The sequence below is a fragment of the Dactylosporangium sp. NPDC051541 genome, from assembly GCF_044454505.1.
In the GTDB taxonomy this organism is placed as follows: domain Bacteria; phylum Actinomycetota; class Actinomycetes; order Mycobacteriales; family Micromonosporaceae; genus Dactylosporangium.
The window spans coordinates 466,123-480,026 of sequence record NZ_JBITDU010000004.1 but is presented as its reverse complement, the minus strand read 5'-3'; the positions used below and the strand labels follow the sequence as shown (position 1 = coordinate 480,026).

The 13,904-nt window shown below is 73.0% G+C and carries 10 protein-coding genes; 2 read left to right on the top strand and 8 right to left on the bottom strand.

Annotation, left to right across the window (positions count from 1 at the left end; genetic code table 11):
• Positions 1-16: 16 nt before the first annotated feature.
• The 7 genes from ACIA8L_RS21700 to ACIA8L_RS21670 all read right to left on the bottom strand — a co-directional run bounded on the left by ACIA8L_RS21700 (position 17) and on the right by ACIA8L_RS21670 (position 8,921).
• Positions 17-421, bottom strand: a complete 405-nt coding sequence (locus ACIA8L_RS21700; protein ID WP_395907152.1) for a VOC family protein — start codon at positions 419-421, stop codon at positions 17-19.
• A gap of 65 nt (positions 422-486) precedes the next feature.
• Positions 487-2,976 carry a DNA topoisomerase (ATP-hydrolyzing) subunit A gene (locus tag ACIA8L_RS21695; protein WP_395907150.1) on the bottom strand — a complete coding sequence of 830 codons (2,490 nt, stop codon included), beginning with the start codon at positions 2,974-2,976 and terminating at the stop codon, positions 487-489.
• Positions 2,977-2,999: 23 nt separating this feature from the next.
• On the bottom strand, positions 3,000-5,057 hold the full coding sequence (locus tag ACIA8L_RS21690; protein ID WP_395907148.1) for a type IIA DNA topoisomerase subunit B: 2,058 nt from the start codon (positions 5,055-5,057) through the stop codon (positions 3,000-3,002).
• A gap of 246 nt (positions 5,058-5,303) precedes the next feature.
• The gene (locus ACIA8L_RS21685; RefSeq protein WP_395907146.1) at positions 5,304-6,050 is read right to left on the bottom strand and encodes a hypothetical protein; all 747 of its coding nucleotides are present in this window, start codon (positions 6,048-6,050) and stop codon (positions 5,304-5,306) included.
• A gap of 34 nt (positions 6,051-6,084) precedes the next feature.
• Positions 6,085-6,636: a hypothetical protein gene (locus ACIA8L_RS21680; protein WP_395907144.1), complete on the bottom strand. Its 552-nt coding sequence runs from the start codon at positions 6,634-6,636 to the stop codon at positions 6,085-6,087.
• A 19-nt stretch (positions 6,637-6,655) separates the two neighbouring features.
• Positions 6,656-7,771, bottom strand: coding sequence for a barstar family protein (locus ACIA8L_RS21675; protein ID WP_395907142.1), 1,116 nt, complete (start codon positions 7,769-7,771; stop codon positions 6,656-6,658).
• Between the two features lie 28 nt (positions 7,772-7,799).
• Positions 7,800-8,921 carry a magnesium and cobalt transport protein CorA gene (locus tag ACIA8L_RS21670; RefSeq protein WP_395907140.1) on the bottom strand — a complete coding sequence of 374 codons (1,122 nt, stop codon included), beginning with the start codon at positions 8,919-8,921 and terminating at the stop codon, positions 7,800-7,802.
• A 99-nt stretch (positions 8,922-9,020) separates the two neighbouring features.
• Between ACIA8L_RS21670 and ACIA8L_RS21665 the strand changes: the two genes are divergently transcribed.
• Together ACIA8L_RS21665 and ACIA8L_RS21660 are read left to right on the top strand one after the other, a co-directional pair.
• Positions 9,021-9,989: an ATP-binding cassette domain-containing protein gene (locus ACIA8L_RS21665; protein WP_395907138.1), complete on the top strand. Its 969-nt coding sequence runs from the start codon at positions 9,021-9,023 to the stop codon at positions 9,987-9,989.
• On the top strand, positions 9,986-10,783 hold the full coding sequence (locus ACIA8L_RS21660; protein ID WP_395907136.1) for an ABC transporter permease: 798 nt from the start codon (positions 9,986-9,988) through the stop codon (positions 10,781-10,783). Before ACIA8L_RS21665 ends, ACIA8L_RS21660 begins: the two co-directional genes overlap by 4 nt.
• Here the strand turns inward: ACIA8L_RS21660 and ACIA8L_RS21655 are convergent.
• Complete coding sequence (locus tag ACIA8L_RS21655; protein WP_395907134.1) at positions 10,765-13,878, bottom strand: BTAD domain-containing putative transcriptional regulator; 3,114 nt, start codon at positions 13,876-13,878, stop codon at positions 10,765-10,767. The genes ACIA8L_RS21660 and ACIA8L_RS21655 overlap by 19 nt on opposite strands.
• Positions 13,879-13,904 lie beyond the last annotated feature (26 nt).

Here is a 13,904-nt window from a genome sequence, read left to right as displayed (position 1 = left end):
GGACGGGTCGAGGGTGTCAGGCGAAGTCGGCGGCGCTCATGCCGGCCGCGTGGCCCGGTGGCCACTGGACGAGCTCGATGCGGTATCCGTCCGGGTCGGTCAGCCACGCCGTGTGCATGCCCTCGCCGTGGTCCGTCGGCGGGTCGGCGGTGACGTCCTTCGCGGCCAGCGCGGCGACGGTCGCAGCCAGGTCGTCGACCTGGATGACGAGGTGGTTGACGGCGCCGGTGTCGGTGACGGGGCGGCCCGGGTCGTGGACGAGCTCGAGGCTGCAGAACGGGTCGCCGGGCAGCTGCAGCATGGTGAGCGACCCGAACGGCGTCTCCGGCACCGTCCCGATCCGGGTGTAGCCGACGGCGGTGTAGAAGGCGAGCGAGCGCTCCAGGTCACTGACCCGCAGCCCGAGGTGCAACATCCGCATCCTCAGCAGCGTAGTGAGGACGGCGGCGGCGCGCCCCCGGAGTGGGAACGCGCCGCACCGGCCGGTCAGCCGCGTTCGACCAGGTGGCCGATCAGGTCGGGGGCGCGCAGCTGGGCGCCGGAGCCGTCGCGGCGGTTGTCCGGGGCCGGGAGGTCGCGCGGATCGCCCTTCGTGTTGGAGGCGACCGGGCGCGGGCCGACCCAGGCCAGGACCAGGTGGGTCTCGCCCTTCAGGAAGCGCTGGGTGCGCACCCCGCCGGTGGCCCGGCCCTTCGCCGGGTAGAGGCGGAACGGGGTCAGCTTGGCGTTGCCCATGGTGGCGGTCACGACCATCGGCTCGCCGTGCTCGGCGTCCTTGGTGACGACGGCGCCGAAGAACAGGGCGTGGGCGTCGGCGCCGAGGCTGATGCCGGCCATGCCGCCGCCCTTGAGGCCCTGCGGGCGGACCAGGTTGGCCGGGAAGCGCAGCAGCGACGAGTCGGAGCTGAGGAAGGCCAGGGTCTCGGAGCCGTCGGTGAGCCAGGTGGCGCCGATGACCTCGTCGCCGTCGCGCAGGCCGATGACCTCGAACTCGTCGGAGCGCACCGGCCACTCGGGCGAGCAGATCTTGACCTGGCCGTTGCGGGTGCCCAGGGCCAGGCCGGGGGAGCCGGAGTCCTTGTCGGCGAGCGGGGCCAGGCCGACGACGGTCTCGCCCTTCTCGAGCGGGACGAGCTCGGCGGTGGACATGCCGCCGCTGATGGAGACGGTGCCGGGCCGCTCGGGCAGCGTCGGCAGCGGCAGGACGTCGACCTTGAACGCGCGGCCGCGGCTGGTGACGAGCAGGATCTGGCCGCGGGCGGTGGTGTGCACGACGGCCCGGACGGCGTCGTGCTTGTCCCGGCCGGCCTTGGTCTTGGCCTCGGGGGCCTCCTCGGACTCGGCGGCGGTGCGGGCGACGAGGCCGGTGGCCGACAGCAGGACCTGACACGGGTCGTCGGTGACCTCGAGCGGGCCGGCCGGGACGGACGCGGCCAGGACCTCCTTGAGGTCGCCGTCGATGAGGGTGGTGCGGCGCGGGGCGGCGTGCTCCTTGACGACGGCGGCGAGCTCGTCGGAGACGACCTTCTTGAGCACCTTCTCGTCGTCGAGGATCTGGCTCAGCGCGGCGATCTCCTCGTTGAGCCGCTGCTGCTCGGCTTCGAGCTCGATGCGGTCGTAGCGGGTGAGGCGGCGCAGCGGCGTGTCGAGGATGTAGGTGGCCTGGACGTCGGTGAGGCCGAACTCGCTGATCAGGCCGGCCTTGGCCGCGGCCGCGTTGTCGCTGTCGCGGATCAGGGCGATGACCCGGTCGATGTCGAGCAGGGCGATGAGCAGGCCGTCGACGAGGTGCAGGCGGTCCTGGCGCTTCTTGCGGCGGAACTCGGTGCGCCGGGTCACGACCTCGTAGCGGTGGGCCAGGAACACCTCGAGCAGCGCCTTGAGCCCGAGCGTCTGCGGCTGGCCGTCGACGAGGACGAGGTTGTTGACGCCGAAGGACTGCTCCAGCGGCGTGAGCCGGTAGAGGTCGGCCAGCAGGGCCTGCGGGTTGACGCCGACCTTGCACTCGATGACCAGCCGGGTGCCGTTCTCCCGGTCGGTGAGGTCCTTGACGTCGGCGATGCCCTGCAGGCGCTTGGTCTTGTTGACCTCGTCGGTGATCTTCTCGATGACCTTCTCGGCGCCGATGCCGTAGGGCAGCTCGGTGACCGTGATCGCCTGGCGGCCGCGGCTGCCCTCGAGCGGGCCGATCTCGATCCGGCCGCGCATCCGCACGACGCCGCGGCCGGTCTCGTAGGCCCGGCGGACCTCGTCGAGGCCGAGCAGCAGCCCGCCGGTGGGCAGGTCGGGCCCGGGGACGAACTCCATGAGCTTGTCGAGCGTGGCCGTGGGGTGGTTGATCAGCCAGCGGGTCGCGGCGACGATCTCGCCCAGGTTGTGCGGGATCATGTTGGTGGCCATGCCGACGGCGATCCCGGACGAGCCGTTGACCAGCAGGTTGGGGAACGCGGCGGGCAGCACGGCGGGCTCTTCGAGGGAGCCGTCGTAGTTGGGCCGGAAGTCGACGGTGCCCTCGTCGAGCTCGCCGACGAGCAGCATCGCCTCCCGCGACATCCGGGCCTCGGTGTATCGCGAGGCGGCCGGCCCGTCGTCGGGGGAGCCGAAGTTGCCGTGGCCGTCGATCAGTGGCACGTTGAGCGAGAAGTCCTGGGCCATGCGGACCATGGCGTCGTAGATCGCGCTGTCGCCGTGCGGGTGGTACTTGCCCATGACGTCACCGACGACCCGGGACGACTTGACGTGCCCCCGGTCGGGGCGGTGCCCCTGCTCGTTCATCGAGAAGAGGATCCGCCGGTGCACGGGCTTGAGCCCGTCGCGGGCGTCGGGCAGCGCCCGGGAGTGGATGACCGAGTAGGCGTACTCCAGGTAGGAGTCCTCGACCTCGGTGGTCAGCGGGTTGTTGAGGACCCGGGCCCCGGCCTGGTCGAACGCGGACAGGTCGGCCTTGACCGCAGTCTTGCTCTTGCGTGGTGCCATCGTGAACTGTCGGCCTTCCGGTCTCAGGCGTCGATCGTCTCTTGGTCGACCCGCGCCGCGGAGTCGATGAGCCAGTTGCGGCGGGGCTCGACCCGCTCACCCATGAGCAGCTCGAGGACCTCCTCGGCCCGCTCGACGTCGTCGAGGGTGATGCGCCGCACGGCCCGGGTCGCGGGGTTCATCGTGGTGTCCCACAGCTCGTCGGCGTCCATCTCGCCCAGGCCCTTGAACCGGGGGATCGGCGTCACGACCTGCTTGCCGCCTTTTTCGAGCTTGGCGACGGTACTGGTCATCTCCTGCTGCGTGTAGGTGTAGATCGTCTCGGAGTTGCGCCCCTTGGTGACGATCTTGTGCAGCGGGGGGACGGCCGCGTAGAGCCGCCCGTCGGCGATCACCGGGCGCATGTACTTGGCGAACAGCGTGATGAGCAGCGTGCGGATGTGCGAGCCGTCGACGTCGGCGTCGGCCATGATCAGGATGCGGCCGTAGCGCATCTGCTCCAGCTCGAACGTGCGCCCGGAGCCGGCGCCGAGCACCTGCACGATCGCCGAGCACTCGGCGTTGTCCAGGACCTGCTGGATGTTGGCCTTCTGGACGTTGAGGATCTTGCCCCGGATCGGCAGCAGCGCCTGATACTCCGAGGAGCGGGCCATCCGGGCCGTGCCCAGGGCGCTGTCACCCTCGACGATGAACAGCTCGCTGCGCTGGACCCCGGTGGAGCGGCAGTCGACGAGCTTGGCCGGCATCGACGCGCCCTCGAGTGCGGTCTTGCGCCGGGCGGCGTCCTTCTGCTGCTTCTGGGTGAGCCGGACCCGGGCCGCGTCCACGATCTTCTGCAGGACGGTCCGCGCCTCGACCTTGGTCTTGCGCGCCTCGATCCAGGCCTTGACGTGCTGCTCGACGACCTGCTGCACGACCCGGGTGACCGGGGCCGTGGACAGCTCGTCCTTGGTCTGGGAGGTGAACTGCGGCTCGGGGATGCGCACGTGGATGACCGCGGTCATGCCCTCGAGGACGTCCTCGAGGGTCGGCAGGTCCTCCTTGGGCCGCAGCAGGCCGCGGGTGTTGCGGATCGCGTCGGTCAGGGCCCGCAGCGCCCCGCGCTCGAAGCCGCGCCGGTGCGTGCCGCCGTGCACGTTGCGGATGGTGTTGGTGAACGTCTCGACGATCCGCTCGTAGCCGGTGCCCCAGCGCAGCGCGATCTCGACCTCGGCCCGCCGCTCGACGTTGGCCTTCATCACGCCGTTCTCGTCGGCGGCGTTCTCCTTGTAGGTGCCCTCGCCGTTGATGAACAGCGTGCCGCAGACGGGCTTGTCGCCGCTCGGCGCGAGGAACTCGACCATGTCCGACAGCCCGTTGGGGTAGTGGAAGGTCTCGGTCTCGATCGACCCCTGGGTGGCGTCGCGCAGGACATACGTCACCCCCGGCACCAGGAACGCCGTGTTGCGCAGTTTCGCCCGCACCGCGTCCGGGTCCAGCGCCGCGCCGGTCTCGAAGTAGCGGGCGTCGTGCCAGTAGCGGGTCGAGGTGCCGGTGGCCGAGCCGCGCTTCATCCGCCCCTGGACGGTGAGCCCGCCGCCGCGGCGGAACTTCGAGCTGGCGTTGGGGCCGTCGAACTCGCCGGGCACGCCGTGCTGGAACGACATGTGGTGGACCTTGCCGTCCCGGCGCACGGTCACGTCGTAGCGCGTGGACAGCGCGTTGACCGCGGAGGCGCCGACACCGTGCAGGCCGCCGGAGGTCTTGTAGCCCGACCCGCCGAACTTCCCGCCCGCGTGCAGCCGGGTCAGGACCAGCTCCACGCCGGACATCCCGGACTTGGCGTGCACGTCCACGGGGATGCCGCGGCCGTCGTCGTCGACCTGGACGGAACCGTCGGCGTGCAGGGTCACCTCGACCCGGGTGGCGTGCCCGGCGATGCCCTCGTCGGTGCAGTTGTCCACGATCTCGTTGAACAGGTGGGCGACGCCGCGGCTGTCGGTCGAGCCGATGTACATGCCCGGTCGCTTGCGGACGGCGTCGAGCCCTTCGAGGAGCGTAAGGTCGTCTGCCCCGTACAAGGCCTCGGGTTGTGCGGTCAACTCGGCTCTCTCCAATGGTCCTGGTCCCCTGTGCTGCCCGCGAGCGTAGACCTAGGGTCTGACACTTTTCCGGCACCCTGGTGACATGTGGCCCCTGACGCGAACGGTCGAGCCCGATAACCCGGCTGGAAGTTCCCGGATATCCGGAACTGCGCCGACCGAAACGCGGCAGCGTCAATCAGGCCGCGACCTCGGATGATACTGCGGCCCGGGTGCGGCGCCGGTGAGCCGCGCGCAGTGAAAAAGTCAGATGTTTATTTGGGTGCGGCCGTTGCTCAGCTGCCGTACCGCCGCCAGGATCTCGTCCTCCGAGCGGTCGGCGAAGTTGATGTTCGCGGTGAATCCGGTGCCGTAGAACAGCTTGAACATCGAGGAGTCGAGCTGCGTGAACGCGCCCAGGCTGCCCTCGACCCGCGGGTCGCGCGGCCGGACCACCAGCAGCTTGTCCAGGGCCCAGCGCCGCCGCCGGATCTCCGCGATGCCCTCCCACGGCAGCCAGATCGCCTGGCCCCGGGTCGGCCGCGTCTTGATCCACATCCCGGCCGGGGCCAGGGCGAGGACCGGCCCGCCGGAGGCGACGAGGAAGACCGAGAGCCCGGTCACCACGCCGATCACGACGGTGATGCAGGCGACGATGGCGACGAGCGCGACGATGTCGCCGCTGGTGTGGTCGGGCCCGTCGCCGGTGAGCGCGAGGCTCAGCGGGCACATGACCAACATCATCACCACGACGATGATCGGGATCATGATGATCAGGCGCTTGGCCGGGGCCGGCCGGACCACGAACGGCAGGTTGTCCGGGATCCGCTTGGTGATGGGCGTCACCGGCGGCGGTGGCGGCCCGCGGAATCCGCCGGGCGGCGGCAGCAGCTCACCGGAGATCGGCACATTGGGCGGCGTCGGCGGCGTGTTCCAGGGCGGCGGCTGCGGCCGATTCCAAGCCGGCGGCTTCGGGCCGGCAGGAGGACCGGAAGGTGACGGCGGCTCGCTCACGGCGACACCATAGCGCCGGGGGACAAGGCCGTCATCAGCCGCCGGTGCGGTCGACCCACGACGTGTAGGGCCGCGACGGGTCGTAGCTGGCGTCCATGAAGTATTCGCGCAGGTCGGACCGGGTCATGAAGACCGCCGCGAAGATCAGCAGCGCGGCCGCGATCAGGCCGGCCACGCCGTGCGGCCACAGGTACCAGTCGGGCACGATCTGCGCGTATTCGGCCCGCACCTCGGCCGGCTCCTCGCCGGTGGGGGCGACCGCGTACTCGGGGCCGCCGACCAGGAAGCACAGGGTGGTCAGGGCGATGATCGGGGCCGCGACCCAGACGGCCGCCCGGACCTTCGCCGACGGCCGGAACAGGAAGACGGCGAGGACCGCGAGGATCACCGCCGACACCGCCTCGGTCCAGGCGCTGTTGAGCATGTCGATCCGGGCCCGGGTGATCTGGTCGGGCGACGCCCATTTGAGCGTCAGCCCGTCCAGGTGGGCCACGGCGATGAAGGCCAGGGTGCCCGCCCCGGCGAGCAGGACGGCGGCCAGGATGACCGACCAGCGGACGAGCCGGACCTGCGTGGACACGTGCATCGACGCCCCCGTCGTATTCTCAGCGTAACTCCAGGATGACCCCGTGCTCCTCGAGCAGCCCTGTGAGGATATCGAAGGTGACCCCGCTGTCCCAGCGCCGCCGGTCGTAATCGGCGACGAGCCGCTGCCGGGCGACGGCGGCGTCGTGCCAGACCAGCCGGAACGGTGGCCGGGCCCCGAACCCGCCGGCGAGGCAGTCGTGCAGGGCGTCGAGGTCGCCGCCGAAGTAGCCGCCGGGGCCGTTGACCGCCTCGCCGATGGCGCAGCAGAAGCCTTCGACGTCGGTGACGTGGGCGCCGTCGAGCTCGATCGTCCCGCCGGTGCGGTCGGGGCCCCGGTGGCGGTGGTGGCTCATCGCGGCCATGGACCACGCGTCGCGGAGGTCCCGGTCGTGTCCGGCCCACAGGTTGGCCGTCGCCGGGCCGCCGGACTGCCACAGGTCCCAGATGGCCTCGGCCCCGGCCGGCAGCGGCTCCTCCAGGGCGTCGACCAGGGTGACGTCGAGCCGGCCGCCGGGGCCGGTCTCGGCCCGGGCGACCCGGCCGTCGAGCTGAATCCGGGTGGGTGCGAGCCCGCGGGGCCCGGACGAGTACACCTCGGCAACGATTCCGGCCTGCCGGAAACGCCCTTCGGCCTGGGCCGCGACCGCCGCCGCGAGGACCGGGCCGGGCCGGCAGCCACGCAGCACCACGTCGGTCGGGTGCGGGGCGGGCCGCTCGCGGAAGACACCGCCGACGTCGATGCAGCGACCGAGGCGGACCTCGCCCGGCCGGCCGCCGGTGAGCCGGAACCCGCCGGGGCCGGGGCGGCGGTCGGCGATGGCCCGGTCGCCGGGGTGCAGGCGGCCCTCGAGGTCGACGTCGAGCAGGCCCGGGGCGAGGGTCGAGGGCAGCACGCCGAGAACGGTGAGGTCGACCAGCAGCGGGGCGCTCAGCGGGTTGTCGGTGGCGTCCTCGACGTAGACGTTGCCGAGCCACGTGCCGGGCGTGGCGGCGGCCAGGGGCCCGGCCGGCACCACCCCGAGGAACGTGTATCGCTCCACGGGCGGCGCCGCGAGTGGCCCGCTGAACAGCCCGTCGACCGCCGCGCACCCGGCGACCAGGCCTTCCTCGGCATCGACCAGGCGCCAGCGCATCGGCTCAGCCCCTAAGGGAACTCCGGCTCTACAGCCACTTGGACTTGCGGAACAGTCGGTACAACACCAGCATCCCGGCGCACATCACGAGCACCGCCGCCCCGAACCCCCACGGCGACGCGGTGCCCGGCATGTGGTCGAAGTTCATCCCGTAGACCCCGGCGATCGCGGTCGGGACCGCGGCCATCGCGGCCCAGGCGGCTATCTTGCGCATGTCATTGTTCTGGTCGAGCCCGACCTGCGCCAGCCGGGCCTGCAGGATCGAGTCGAGCAGCTCGTTGTAGGTGGCGACCCGGTCGACCACCTGGGTGAGCCGGCCGAGCACGTCGGTGAAGTGCTGGCGCAGCGCCGGGGGCAGCGACGAGGTGGCGTCGGTCATCAGCCGCAGCGGCGGCTGCAGCGGCAGCACCGCCCGTTTGAACTCGACGAGCTCCCGCTTGAGCTGGTAGATCTGCTGCACGTCGCAGCCGCCGTGGCGCAGGAACGCTATCTCCTCGAGCTTCTCGATGTCCTGCTCGACCCGGGTCGCGACGTCGTGGTAGACCTCGACCATCCGCTCGATGACGGCGTAGCCGACCGCCCACGGACCCTGGCCGAGCAGCGCCGGGCGCTGCTGGAGCCCGTCGCGGACGTCGGCCAGGGCGCCGGCCCCGCCGTGGCGGACCGACACCACGAAGTGGGCGCCGATGAGCAGGGTGACCGCGCCGGTGTCGACGACCTCGGACGTCTCGGTCAGCTCGGCGTGCTCGACGTAGCGGGCGGTGCGCAGCGTGAGGACCGTCACGTCGCCGCGCCGCTGGATGGCCGGGCGGCGCTCGACGTCGAGGGTCTGATCGACGGTCGCCTCGTCGACGCCGACCTCCTGCGCGACCGCGGTGAACTGGGCCCAGCTCGGCTCGAACAGCCCCAGCCACACGAAGCCGTTGCGGCGGCGCCGGGCCGTGGCGTAGGCCTCGGCGAACGCGGGCCGGCCGGGCTGGCGGCTGCCGCGCACGTAGAGCGCGCAGTCCATCACCGCCGCGTCCTCGTCCGGGCGCGCCAGTAGCTGTGGGAGTCGCTCCTCGGGCTGGATGCCCGCGATGACCCGCCCGAGCAGCCGCCCGACCCGGCGCCCGACCCGGCGTCCGGCGCTGACCTGGGTGTCGTTCATGAGCGGTCACGGTACCGCCGCCACGCTCGTCGGTTGTGCATCGGGCCGTGTCGGTCACGTGTCGGACCCGTGTCGGCGGCGCCCGGCACCGTGAACGGCATGACGAATCCGAGCGATGTGATGGTCGAGGCTTCCGGCCTCGTCAAGCACTTCGGCCAGACGAAGGCACTGCAGGGTGTCGATCTGGTCATCCCGCGCGGGACCGTGCACGGTGTGCTCGGCCCCAACGGCGCCGGCAAGACCACCGCCGTGCGCATCCTGTCCACGCTGCTCAAACCCGACGCCGGGCAGGCCCGCATCGGCGGCTTCGACGTGGTCCGCGACGCCGAGAAGGTCCGCTCCGCGATCGGGCTGACCGGCCAGTACGCCTCCGTCGACGAGGACCTCACCGGCCGGCAGAACCTGGTCCTCTTCGGCCGGCTGCTCGACCTGGGCCGCCAGGGCGCGAAGAGCCGGGCGGCGGAGCTCCTGGAGTGGTTCGACCTCACCGACGCCGCCGACCGGCCCGCGAAGACCTACTCGGGGGGCATGCGCCGCCGCCTCGACCTGGCCGCGAGCCTCGTCGGGCGGCCCGACGTGATCTTCCTCGACGAGCCGACGACGGGCCTCGACCCGGCCAAGCGCGAGGGCATGTGGGACGTGGTGCGCCAGCTGGTGCGCGACGGGTCCACGGTGCTGCTGACGACGCAGTACCTGGAGGAGGCCGAGGCCCTGGCCGACGAGATCACGGTCATCGACCACGGCCGGGTCATCGCCAACGACACCCCGGAGCGGCTCAAGCGCCGGGTCGGCGGTCAGACCCTCGAGGTCCGCCCGTCCGACGAGCACGACCTGTCCCGGGCCGCCGAGATCCTCACCAAGGTCTCCTCCGGCCCGGCCGCCGACGAGATCCGCCCCGGCGTCCTCGCTGTCCCCGTCGACGGCGACACGGCCCTGGCCGACGCCGTCGCCCGGCTCGCCGCCGAGGGGCTCACCGTCACCGAACTGTCCCTGCACCTGCCCTCGCTCGACGAGGTCTTCTTCACCCTGACGTCGGCCAGCAATCAGAAAAGCGAGGTCCCGGTATGACCGCCATCGTGCTCGACCGTCCCGCCCCGAAGCCGTTCAAGCTGATCAGGCACTCCCTGGAGCTGACGAAGCGCAGTCTCATCAAGACCATGCGCACCCCGGAGCAGCTGATCGACGTCACCGTCCAGCCCGCCCTGTTCATGATCATTTTCGTGTACATCTTCGGCGGCGCGATCTCCGGCTCCACCCACGACTACCTGCAGTTCGTGATGCCGGGCATCCTCGCCCAGACGATCGCCATGGGCGCCATCTCGATCGGCGTCAACCTCAACACCGACATCGAGAAGGGCATCTTCGACCGGTTCCGGTCCCTGCCGATCCCCAGAGCGGCCCCGCTGATCGGCGCCGTGCTCGGCGACATCGTCCGGTACGTCCTGGTGACCATCTCCACCTTCGGGTTCGCCTACATCCTGGGCTTCCGCGTCGGCACCGACGCCCTGCACGCGATCGCCGGCTGCGCCCTCGCCGTCGTCTTCGCCCTGGCCCTGTCCTGGGCTCCGGTCCTGATCGGCATGATCGCCCGCACGTCCGGTGCCGTCCAGGGCATCTGCTTCCTGATCGTCCTGCCGCTCACGTTCGCCTCCAACGTGTTCGTCGGCACGACGACGCTGCCGAGCTGGATGCAGGGCTTCGTGCGCAACAACCCGCTCAGCCACCTGGTCGAGGCGATGCGCGGGCTGTTCCTCGGCACCCCCGGCTACGGCGTCCACGTGTGGTGGACCCTGGGCTGGTCGGCGGCCCTGGTGGCGATCTTCATGCCCCTGGCCCTGCGGGCCTACCGCCGCAAGGTCTGAAGGTGTACCCCGGCCAGGCCGCGGACGCGGGCGGTGACCTCGGTCATCGGCCGCGTCCGCCAGTCCCCGAAGCCCGGGCCCTGCGGCTCGTCCGCGGTCCGGCCCACCGCCGCGTCGAGCACCGGGTCGGTGCCCGGCTCGAACAGCTGGGCCGGGTTGGCCGAGCAGCGCACGCCCAGCGTCCACAGCTCCCGCGCCCCGCCGGTGTCACCGAGGTGGGCGGCGAGGGCGGCCACGCCGAGCGCCCAGATGCCCAGCGAGGGCACGTCGATCCCGCTGAGCGCCTCGTCGCGGACGGTCTCCAGGAAGCCGGCGGCCCGCGCGGCCCCGGCCCGGCCGCGGGCCCGCAGGTTGAACGCGGCCGCGGCGGTGCCGAACACGACCCGGATCTGCGGCACCGGGGCCGTGCCCTCCCCGGCGGCGGCGGCCGCCCGTTCGGCGTGCGCGACGGCGTCGTCCCGCCGGCCCTGCCGCCACGCGTAGTGGGCCAGCCCGAGGTTGGCCTGGGCGGCGTCCATGACCTGAAACCCGACGGGCGCCGCGACCGGCTCGGCGTTGGCGACGTCGAGGAGCCGTTCGGCGGCCGCGTCGTCGCCGATCTGCGCCAGCTGCGCATCGAGCATGACCCGGATCGAGCCGGCGTCCTCGGCCGCGCCGAGCAGCTCCATGTGCCCGGCCCCGCGGCGCAGCCAGTCGGCCGCGTCGGCGCCGCCCTGCGCGCCGATCATCTGGGCCGCCATCGCCATGCCCCAGTTGTCGCCGGCCGTCTCGAACCGCCGGTAGGCGAGCTGGGCGTCGGCGGTGCGCTCGGCGACCGGCACGGCGTCGCCGCGGTTCTCCCGGATGACGCCGCGCAGGAACAGCCCGAACCCCTGCCCGTACGGGTCGGGCTGGGCGATGAGCGCCTCGGCCGCGGCCAGGCCCACGTCGAGGTTGAGCTCGCCGAGGGCCGGCACGACCAGGGCCAGGGCCGCCGCCCGCGGTGAGACCCGGGCGTCCGGCCGGTCCCGCCGCAGCCGCCGCAGGACCCGCTCGGCCAGGGTGAACACCCGGTGCGCGTCGGTCGCGAACGCGTTGATCCCGGCGAGCAGGCACAGCCAGGTGAGCCGGTCCGGGTCGGCCACGCGCACGAGCGGATACTCCCGCCGCGCCACCGGGTCGCCGGCCCGCAGCAGCAGCGCCGCCCACGGTGCGACCTCGCCGTGCAGCCCGCGTACCGTCCAGAGGTGGAACAGCGGCACCGCGATGTCGACGGCGGCCGCGTCGTCGCGCCCGCACGCGTGCCGCAGCGCCGCCACGAGGTTGTCCTGCTCGGCGCCGCACCGCGCGAACGCGGCCAGCTGCCCCGGCCCGATGAACTCCCCGTGCAGCCGCACCGCCTCGCCCCGGGCCCACGCGACCAGGCCGTCCATGGCCGCGTCGCGCCCGCCGGCGGCGGCCAGGCGGGCCTCGCCGTATTCGCGGACCGTCTCCAGCATCCGGTAGCGGTGCCCGTCCTCGAGCACCAGCAGTGACTGCTCCACCAGATTCGCCAGGTGCACCGCCAGTCCGGCCCCGGCCCCGGCGACGTGCTCGGCGACCGCCTTCGTGAACGGCGCCGGGATGACGGCGAGCCGCTCGAGGAGCACCTGCTCCGCGGGGCCGAGCAGCTCGCGGCTCCAGTCGACCATCGCCCACAGGCTGGCGTGCCGGTCCGGCAGCCCCCGCAGCGCGGCGTCGAGCAGCCCGAACCGGTCGTCGAGGCCGGCCAGGACGTCCTCGATCGGCATGTGCCGCAGCCGGGCCGCGGCCAGCTCCAGCGCGAGGGGCAGGTTGTCGAGGCGCCGGCACAGGGCCTGCAGCCGCGGGTCCTCGGTGACGGCCGCCCCGCCGGCCCGGGCCCGGGCGGTGAGCAGCGCCAGGGCGGCCTCGTCGTCGAGGGTCGCCAGCCGGTGCACGACCTCCCCGGGCAGCCCGAGCGGCGCCCGGCTGGTCGCGAGGACCGCCACGTCCGGGGTCGCGGCCAGCAGCTCGGCGACGGCGTCGGCGGCCCCGGCCAGGAGGTGCTCGCAGTTGTCCAGGACGACCAGGCCGGCGATCTCGGCGAGCCGCTCACCCACGGTCATGATCTTCTCGGTGGCGCCCGGGCCCGGGTCGGCGGCCGCGACGATCGCCGGCAGCACCTCGGCCGCGGCCCGCACCCCGGCCAGCTCGACGACGTGCACGGGCCCGCCCTCGGCCGCCCGCCGCCGTGCGACCTCGGCCGCCAGCCGCGTCTTCCCGGCCCCGCCGACGGCCACGACGGTGACCAGCGGCGCCTGCGTGAGGGCCGCCCGCACCGCCGCCACGTCCGGTTCCCGTCCCAGCATCGCGGTGGTGGCCCGGCGCCAGGCCGGCGGCAGCGGCCGGCCCTTGCCGCCCGGTCTGGCCGCGCGGGGCTTCGCCTCGCCGCGCAGGACCGCCAGGTGGGCCTCGGCGACGACCGGGGACGGGTCGCTGCCGTAGAGCTCGGCCAGGGTTTCCCGCAGCCGCTCCATCACCGCGAGGGCCTCGGCCGGGCGTCCCTCCGCGGCCAGCAACCGCATGAGCAGCGCGGCCGACGGTTCGTGCGGCGGGGTCCGGGTCGCCAGCAGCGTCAGGTCCGCCTCCAGGCCGGGTGCGGGGCGGCTCGTGGCGAGGGCGGCCTGGGCGCGGGCCGAGGTCACTGCGGCGAACAATGCGGCAGTGGTACTGCCGGTGAGGTCGGGCGCCGCCGGGAAGCAGGCCCGGGCCGCCTCCGCGTGCTCACCCGCCTCGGCGGGGTCCTGTGCTCGGCGGGCGGTGTCGATGTGGGCCTGGACGAGTACCACATCCGGCTCTATGTCGTCGGGGGACACCCGGTAGCCGCCCGGCGCCGCGGTCACCGGAAGCCCGAGCTTGCGGGCCCGCGCGATCAGCGCGTGGACGGCGCCCGCGGCGTCGTCCGGTGGTGTGCCACCCCACACGGCCTCGGCGAGGGCGGCCGGGGTGAGGGTGCGGCCCCGGGCTTCGACGAGGGCGCGCACGACGGCGGCCAGGCGTTCACCGCGCACCGGACGGCCGTCGACGGCGAGCTCGCCCAGGGTGGTGATCCGCACCGGGCAAGCATGCCACTGTCCGGCGC

What these genes read in the sequence shown, in the direction of transcription:
- ACIA8L_RS21680 (WP_395907144.1), bottom strand. Translation starts at nt 6,636, where the DNA reads ATGCACGTGTCCACGCAGGTCCGGCTCGTCCGCTGGTCGGTCATCCTG.
- ACIA8L_RS21670 (WP_395907140.1), bottom strand. Translation starts at nt 8,921, where the DNA reads ATGAACGACACCCAGGTCAGCGCCGGACGCCGGGTCGGGCGCCGGGTC.
- ACIA8L_RS21700 (WP_395907152.1), bottom strand. Translation starts at nt 421, where the DNA reads ATGCGGATGTTGCACCTCGGGCTGCGGGTCAGTGACCTGGAGCGCTCG.
- ACIA8L_RS21660 (WP_395907136.1), top strand. Translation starts at nt 9,986, where the DNA reads ATGACCGCCATCGTGCTCGACCGTCCCGCCCCGAAGCCGTTCAAGCTG.
- ACIA8L_RS21695 (WP_395907150.1), bottom strand. Translation starts at nt 2,976, where the DNA reads ATGGCACCACGCAAGAGCAAGACTGCGGTCAAGGCCGACCTGTCCGCG.
- ACIA8L_RS21665 (WP_395907138.1), top strand. Translation starts at nt 9,021, where the DNA reads ATGACGAATCCGAGCGATGTGATGGTCGAGGCTTCCGGCCTCGTCAAG.
- ACIA8L_RS21675 (WP_395907142.1), bottom strand. Translation starts at nt 7,771, where the DNA reads ATGCGCTGGCGCCTGGTCGATGCCGAGGAAGGCCTGGTCGCCGGGTGC.